The 7,016-nt window shown below is 73.3% G+C and carries 6 protein-coding genes, 1 tRNA gene and 1 pseudogene; 5 read left to right on the forward strand and 3 right to left on the reverse strand.

Annotated features, from left to right (window positions below; genetic code table 11):
- The first annotated feature begins 37 nt into the window (after positions 1-37).
- The 5 genes from CCN44_RS20405 to CCN44_RS20425 all read left to right on the forward strand — a co-directional run bounded on the left by CCN44_RS20405 (position 38) and on the right by CCN44_RS20425 (position 3,766).
- The gene (locus CCN44_RS20405; RefSeq protein ID WP_086698500.1) at positions 38-976 is read left to right on the forward strand and encodes an ABC transporter ATP-binding protein; all 939 of its coding nucleotides are present in this window, start codon (positions 38-40) and stop codon (positions 974-976) included.
- The gene (locus tag CCN44_RS20410) at positions 973-1,761 is read left to right on the forward strand and encodes an ABC transporter permease (RefSeq protein ID WP_086698498.1); all 789 of its coding nucleotides are present in this window, start codon (positions 973-975) and stop codon (positions 1,759-1,761) included. The genes CCN44_RS20405 and CCN44_RS20410 overlap by 4 nt, the downstream gene beginning before the upstream one ends.
- 15 nt (positions 1,762-1,776) lie before the next feature.
- Positions 1,777-3,012, forward strand: coding sequence for a sensor histidine kinase (locus tag CCN44_RS20415; protein WP_086698499.1), 1,236 nt, complete (start codon positions 1,777-1,779; stop codon positions 3,010-3,012).
- A 40-nt stretch (positions 3,013-3,052) separates the two neighbouring features.
- Complete coding sequence (locus tag CCN44_RS20420; RefSeq protein ID WP_059249905.1) at positions 3,053-3,667, forward strand: response regulator transcription factor; 615 nt, start codon at positions 3,053-3,055, stop codon at positions 3,665-3,667.
- 23 nt (positions 3,668-3,690) lie between these two features.
- Positions 3,691-3,766: transfer RNA gene (locus CCN44_RS20425), tRNA-Gly, on the forward strand.
- 39 nt (positions 3,767-3,805) lie between these two features.
- Here the strand turns inward: CCN44_RS20425 and CCN44_RS20430 are convergent.
- The 3 genes and pseudogenes from CCN44_RS20430 to CCN44_RS20445 all read right to left on the reverse strand — a co-directional run.
- Positions 3,806-4,705, reverse strand: coding sequence for a phosphoribosylaminoimidazolesuccinocarboxamide synthase (locus tag CCN44_RS20430; protein ID WP_059249906.1), 900 nt, complete (start codon positions 4,703-4,705; stop codon positions 3,806-3,808).
- A 70-nt stretch (positions 4,706-4,775) separates the two neighbouring features.
- The gene (locus tag CCN44_RS20435; RefSeq protein ID WP_059249907.1) at positions 4,776-6,275 is read right to left on the reverse strand and encodes a N,N-dimethylformamidase beta subunit family domain-containing protein; all 1,500 of its coding nucleotides are present in this window, start codon (positions 6,273-6,275) and stop codon (positions 4,776-4,778) included.
- Between the two features lie 251 nt (positions 6,276-6,526).
- Positions 6,527-7,016 (reverse strand): annotated as a pseudogene (locus CCN44_RS20445) (hypothetical protein); the annotation flags it as partial.

A 7,016-nucleotide genomic window follows, 5' to 3' on the forward strand; every position in this document is an offset into this window, starting at 1 on the left:
CTGCCGCCCCGGCCCGTCCGCCGGGATCCTGGATGTCATGCACACCCACGGACACGAGAACGTGATCGAGGTCACCGACCTCAAACGGGTCTACGGGGGCGGGTTCGAGGCCGTACGCGGAATCACCTTCTCCGTGGCGCGCGGGGAGATCTTCGCCCTGCTGGGCACCAACGGCGCCGGAAAGACGTCCACGGTCGAGCTGCTGGAGGGGCTCGCGGCACCGGCCGGCGGCCGGGTCCGGGTGCTCGGCCACGACCCCTACCGCGAGCGGGCCGCCGTACGGCCCCGCACCGGCGTGATGCTCCAGGAGGGTGGTTTCCCCGCCGAGCTGACCGTCGCGGAGACCGCCCGGATGTGGGCCGGGTGCACGACCGGCGCCCGGCCGGAAGCCGAGGTGCTGGAGCTGGTCGGGCTCGCGGACAAGCACGCGGTACGGGTCAAGCAGCTGTCCGGCGGGGAGCGCAGGCGCCTGGACCTGGCGCTCGCGCTGCTCGGCGACCCGGAGGTGCTGTTCCTGGACGAGCCGACGACCGGGCTCGACGCGGAGGGCCGCCGGGACACCTGGGCGCTGGTGCGCCGGCTGCGGGAGGCGGGCACCACCGTGCTGCTCACCACCCACTACCTGGAAGAGGCCGAGGATCTCGCCGACCGGCTCGCCATCCTGCACGAGGGCCGGATCGCCGCCTCCGGGACGCCGGCCGAGGTCACCGCCGGCCGCCCCTCCCGGATGTCCTTCGAACTGCCCGACGGCTGGTTCCTGGGCGACCTGCCGCCCCTGACCGACCTCGGCGTCTGCGGACACGAGAGCGACGGCAGGGTGGTGCGGCTGCGCACCTTCGAACTCCAGCGGACCGCCACCGCCGTCCTTCTCTGGGCCGAGCGGGCCGGCGTCGAACTGCGCGGCCTGGACGTGCGGTCGGCCTCGCTGGAGGAGGCCTTCCTCGGGATCGCGCAGGAGCAGGGGGCGGCGGCATGAGCAGCCCGGCCCCGGGCACCCTCGCGCCCTCCGCTCGGCGGCTGCGGGCACTGGCGCGGGCCGAGCTGACCCTCCTCGGCCGCAACCGCGGAGTGGTGTTCACCGCGCTCGTCGTACCGCTGGCGCTGCCGTTCAGCGTGCGGCCCGCGCTCGACCAGATGGACCTCCGGAAGCAGGGCATCAGCATCGGCGCGGCCATGCTCACGGCCGCGATCGGCTTCTCGCTCCTCTTCGCCGTCTACACCTCGCTCGTCAACGCCTACGTCGCCCGCCGCGAGGAACTCGTCCTCAAACGGCTGCGCACCGGCGAACTCTCCGACCCCGAGATCCTCACCGGCACCGCCCTGCCCGCCATGACCCTGGGCCTCGCCCAGGCGCTGCTGCTGTGCGCCGGGTGCGCGCTGCTGCTGGACGCGGGCGCGCCGAAGGCGCCGTACCTGACGCTGCTGGGGCTGGTGGCCGGGCTGGTGCTGAGCGCCGCGCTCGCCGCGCTCACCGCCTCCTTCACCCGGACCGTGGAGAGCGGTCAGGTCACCGCGCTGCCACTGGTGTTCGTGTCGATGATCGGCTCGGGGATCATGTTCCCCACCGAGGTCATGCCGGAGAAGCTCGCCTCCGTCTGCGAGCTGCTCCCGCTGTCCCCCGCGATCCGGCTCGTCCGGGCGGGCTGGACCGGCCAGTTGAGCGTGTCCGAGGCTCTCGGCACGCTCGCGACCGCACTGGCCTGGACCCTGGTGGCGGTGTTTGCTGTACGGCGGTGGTTCCGGTGGGAGCCCCGGCGCTGAGGAACGGGGGCGCGGATGGTGGGGCGGATACGGCGCTGGCAGCAGCGGCACTGGCGGGAGCGCAGCAAGGCCGAGCGGGTCGAGCTGTACACCGTCGTCACCTGGCACTGCACGGTGTGGTTCATCATGTGCTGCTGGCTGCTCCTCCAGCTGCCGGCCGGCCTCGCCCACCGGCCCGTGGCGCTCGCCCTCGGCACCCTCCTCGCCCTGACCGCGGTGGCGCAGTGCGCGCTCGCGAACCGGCTCACCAGGACCGCGCTCGACCACTACCTCGGGCGCTCCGCGCTGCCGGCCGGCATGCACCGCGCACCGGCCGCCCTGCTGGGGCTGGCGCTGGCGCTGATCGTGGCGCTCGCCGGGCTGGACGCGGCGAGCGCGCCGGCGGTCCGGCTCGCGATCGGCGGCGTGGTGCTGTCGTTCGCGCTGCTGTACGGACTCACGGTCCCGGCCAGGGTGTTCCTGCGCCGCGCGGCGGTGTTCACGGTCCTGCTCGCGGCTGTCGTCGGGCTCGCCGACCGCAACGGTTTCGGTCTGCTGGCGACCGCGGCGATCACCGCCTTCCAGGCGGTCTTCGCACTGCTCGCGGGCCGCTGCGGCGCCTGGACGCTGTCCGTGCTGTGGGAGGCGGAACGCGCCCGGGAGGTGGAGGCCCGGCTCGCGGTCGCCGAGGAGCGGCTGCGGTTCGGGCGGGACCTGCACGACGTGCTGGGCCGGAATCTGTCGGTGATCTCCCTCAAGAGCGAGCTGGCCGTCCAACTGGCCCGGCGGGGGCGGCCGGAGGCGGTGGAGCAGATGATCGAGGTGCAGCGCATCGCGCAGGAGTCCCAGCGGGAGGTGCGGGCGGTCGTACGCGGCTACCGGGAGGCCGACCTCGGTGCCGAACTCGCCGGTGCCCAGGGCGTGCTGGCGGCGGCCGGCATCGACTGCGAGGTCCGCGCCGACACCGGCGGACTGCCCGCCGAGGTGCAGTCCGCGCTCGGCTGGGTGGTGCGCGAGGCGACCACCAACGTGCTGCGGCACGGGGATGCCGGCCGGTGCCAGGTGGGGTTGGCGGTGCTGGAGGGGCGAGCGGTGCTGACGGTGGAGAACGACGGTGCGGTGACGCCCGGCGGGGGCGGCGGCTCCGGGCTCGCCGGGCTGCGGGAACGACTGGCCGCCGTGGGCGGGACCTTGGAGGCGGGGCTCGTCGACGGCGGCCGGGACCGGTTCCGGCTCGTGGCCGAAGTGCCCCTGACGGCCACTCGCGCCTGACCGCTGTGAGCGTGGTGTCGCATGTGAGAGGAGTCAACTGGTGAGCGCTCCGGTACGGCTGTTGCTGGCCGACGACGAACATCTGATCCGGGGCGCGCTGGCCGCGCTGCTGTCCCTGGAGGACGATCTGCTGGTGGTCGCGGAGGCGGCGAGCGGGCCCGAGGCACTGGCGATGGCGCGGGCGCACGAACCCGATGTGGCCGTGCTGGATCTGCAGATGCCGGGCGCCGACGGTGTGAAGGTCGCCACATCCCTGCGCGCCGAGCTGCCCGGCTGCCAGGTGCTGATCGTCACCGGGCACGGCCGGCCCGGGCATCTGAAACGGGCGCTCGCGGCCGGTGTGCGCGGGTTCGTGCCGAAGACCGTCAGCGCCCAGCGGCTCGCCGAGATCATCCGGACCGTGCACGCCGGAAACCGCTATGTGGACCCGGAGTTGGCCGCCGACGCGATCTCCGCCGGGGACTCGCCGCTGACCGCGCGGGAGGCCGAGGTGCTGGAGCTGGCGGCCGACGGAGCACCGGTCGCGGAGATCGCCGAACGGGCCGGGCTGTCGCCGGGAACCGTGCGGAACTACCTCTCCTCGGCGGTCACGAAGCTCGGTGCCGAGAACCGTCATGCGGCAGTGCGTCTCGCGCGGGCGCGAGGTTGGGTATAGTTGCTCTCGCGCCACGGCGCAACGCGGACGTAGCTCAGTTGGTAGAGCGCAACCTTGCCAAGGTTGAGGTCGCGAGTTCGAGCCTCGTCGTCCGCTCCAGTGAGGGCCCCGGTCATCGACCGGGGCCCTTCTCGTGCGTCAGCTCCAGCTGGTGCCGGTCAGCCGCTCGTACGCCTCCACGTACTTCTGCCGGGTCGCCGCCACGACCTGCTCCGGCAGCGGGGGCGGGGGCTGCTCGCTCTTGCGGTCCCAGCCGGACTCCGGCGAGGTCAGCCAGTCGCGCACGAACTGCTTGTCGTACGACGGCTGGGCGCGGCCCGGCTGCCACTGGTCGGCCGGCCAGAAGCGGGAGGAGTCCGGGGTGAGGACCTCGTCGGCGAGGACCAGGGTGTCGCCGTCGAAGCCGAACTCGAACTTGGTGTCGGCCAGGATGATCCCCCGCTCCCGGGCGATGTCCCGGGCGCGGGAGTACACGGCGAGCGTGGCCTGGCGCAGCTGGGCGGCGGTCTCGGCGCCGACCTGGCGGGCCACCTCCTCGTAGGAGACGTTCTCGTCGTGCTCGCCGACCTCGGCCTTGGTGGCCGGGGTGAAGATCGGGGCGGGAAGCTCGGAGCCGTCGACGAGGCCTTCGGGGAGGGCGAGGCCGCAGACCGTACGGGACTCGTTGTACTCGACCAGGCCGGAGCCGGTGAGGTAGCCGCGGGCCACGCACTCCACCGGGACCATCTTCAGCGACTTGCAGACCAGCGTGCGGCCCGCCCAGTCGGCCGGGGCGCCCTCGGGCACCTCGGTGCTGATGACGTGGTTCGCGGCGAGGTCGCGCAGCTGGTCGAACCACCACAGGGAGAGCTGGGTGAGCACCCGGCCCTTGTCGGGGATCTCCGTGGGCAGCACCCAGTCGTAGGCGGAGATGCGGTCGCTGGCGACCATCACGAGGTCGCCCGCCTCGTTCTGGTACAGCTCGCGCACCTTCCCGGTGTGCAGGTGCACCAGGCCCGGAACCTCGATCGGCTCGGGCTTTTCTACGAATCCGGACACGGTTCCTCCCCGTGGCTCTGTCCAAGTGCCTCGATTCTCCCGTATGGGGCCGATGGGGCGCGCCCGGGGGTCAGTCGCGTTTGCAGATGCGGTCGAGCAGGTTCGCCGTGGCGCGCTGGATCCGGGCGTCCACGTGCTCGGGGCGGTCCAGGGCCGGGGACCAGGCGAAGGTTCCGGAGGCGAACACCCAGGCGCCGGAGGGGGCCCGGTAGAGGGATGTCTCCTGGTGGCGCAGGACGCCGTCGCCGTCGGTGTACGGGGAGTGGGCGAGCAGGATCCGCTCGTCGTGCTCGGGCAGCGGGGTGCGCGGGAAGTAGCGGTCCGCCTCGCCCGCGACCAGGCCCTCGATCGCGTCGCCCTCGTGCGCGCCGGTCGCCTCCCAGAGCCAGTGGCCGCCGTTGCGGACGATCAGCGGGTGCGGCTCGGGCACCCGGCCCGCGTACTGGATGCCGACCAGCTGCTGCTCGGGCCGGTCGATCTCCCGCCACAGCACCGGCCGGCCCGGGCCCTTGCGCTTGCGGCAGGTCAGCAGCCGGTCCGGGACGCCGGACGCGGACGGACCCAGCTCCACCTGCCAGTACATGGTGTTGGCGGAGAGGAAGACCAGCGAGGTGCCCCGGTCGCGGGCGTCCTCGACGGCCCGGCGCATCGGGACCGACCAGTACTCGTCGTGGCCGGGGAAGACCAGGCCCCGGTAGCGGGTGGGGTCGATGCGGCCGGCGTGCAGGTCGCGGGAGTCGGCGTAGGCGAGGTCGTAGCCGTAGCGCTCGGCCCAGCGGATGAAGTCGTAGGCGTGGCCGACGTGCAGGGGCAGGCCCGCGCCCGCGTACGGGCGGTCGAAGGAGACCGTGGTGGCCGCGTCGGCCTCGCCGAGCAGGCGGCCCTCCTCGTCCCAGGCGTGGTACAGGCTGGCGCCGGTACGGCCGTCCTCCGGGTAGAGGTTGTACGCCTGCCAGGTGATGTCCGGCAGCAGCAGGAGCAGGTCGGCGGGGTGGTCGTCGCGGACCGTGAACGGCACGTGGGAGCGGTAGCCGTCGGCGGTGGTGAGGACGGCCACATAGGCGCCGATGCTCCAGTAGGAGGGCACCTGGAGCCGCCAGGACAGCCACCAGTGGTGGCAGGAGACCGTGCGGTCGGCGGCCAACGGCGGGGGCTGGACGATGCCGGAGAGCCGGGGGCTGGTGGTGATCTTGGCGGCGCCGTCGCCGCCGTAGTGGCCGATGCGGTAGATGTCGACGGCGAACTCCTGCGGCGGGTCAACCGTGATGTGGAAGTCGATCGCCTCGCCGGGCGCGACCGCGCCGGTGGAAGTGAAGCCCTTGATCTGGCGGTGCACGTCGTCGGCCGCGCGGGGGCCGGCACCGGCCGACCGGGGCGCCGGGACGCGTGCGGCGGGGCCGCCGGCGAGCTGGTGCGGGCTGGGGTCGACGTACCACGGCACGACCTGGCCGGTGTCGCCGAAGTACGTCTCGCTCCCGCGTAGCCAGGGCACCGGGCCCTGGCCGAAGGGGTCCGTGACGGCGTGCGCGAGTGCTCCGGACTCCCAGCGGTTGATGTGGTCCGAGGCCATGGTCGCTCCCCTCCCTCAGGCCCCCGTGCCTGCCTAGGTGGTGCTCACTGTTCTCACTGTTCTCGCCGTGCTCGGTGCGCTCTGCGGGCTCGGCCGCGCTGTCTTATGTCGCGTGCCTTTGCCAACGGCGTGGTCGGTCCCAGCACATCACATAACGCACGGGCTCGGTCACTAGTCGTTGCGAATTGACCTGAAGTGGAAGTCGTCTTTCCGTTACGGCGGTGGGGCGCGTGGGGCGGCTCGGGGCCGGGTCAGACGAGTCTCACGGGCTTCTCGGGGCGTATGCCCGACGCGGCCAGCCAGTGGCGCAGCGGGCCCGGGTCTCCCTCCTCGATCAGGCTGCGGACCTTGGGTGCGAGGTCGGCGGCCCGCTCGCCGCCCAGCAGCAGGGAGGGGCCGTCCAGCCAGTCCAGGGCGGGGACCGCGCCGGCGGTGTCGACGGCCGCGCAGCACACCATCGCCGTGACGTGGTCGGCGAGCAGTTCGCGGGCCGTGCGCTGGGGTTGCAGCGGGAAGGGGGGCAGGACGCAGTCGCTGTCGTCCCAGCGGGGGCGTTCCTGGCTGCGGGCGGCGGTGGCCGCGTGCTGCTGGGCGCGGGCCTCCTCGCGGGCCAGCTCGGCGGTGATGCCTGCGGCCAGGGCGGCGCTGCGGGGCGTGCCGGGGGCTTCGGCCGGGTCCGCCTCGGCTTCGCCTTCGGCGTCCGTGTTCCCACCGGCACCACCCGTGCGGGTTTCGTCGTCG

The organism is Streptomyces tricolor (genome assembly GCF_002155905.1).
In the GTDB taxonomy this organism is placed as follows: domain Bacteria; phylum Actinomycetota; class Actinomycetes; order Streptomycetales; family Streptomycetaceae; genus Streptomyces; species Streptomyces tricolor.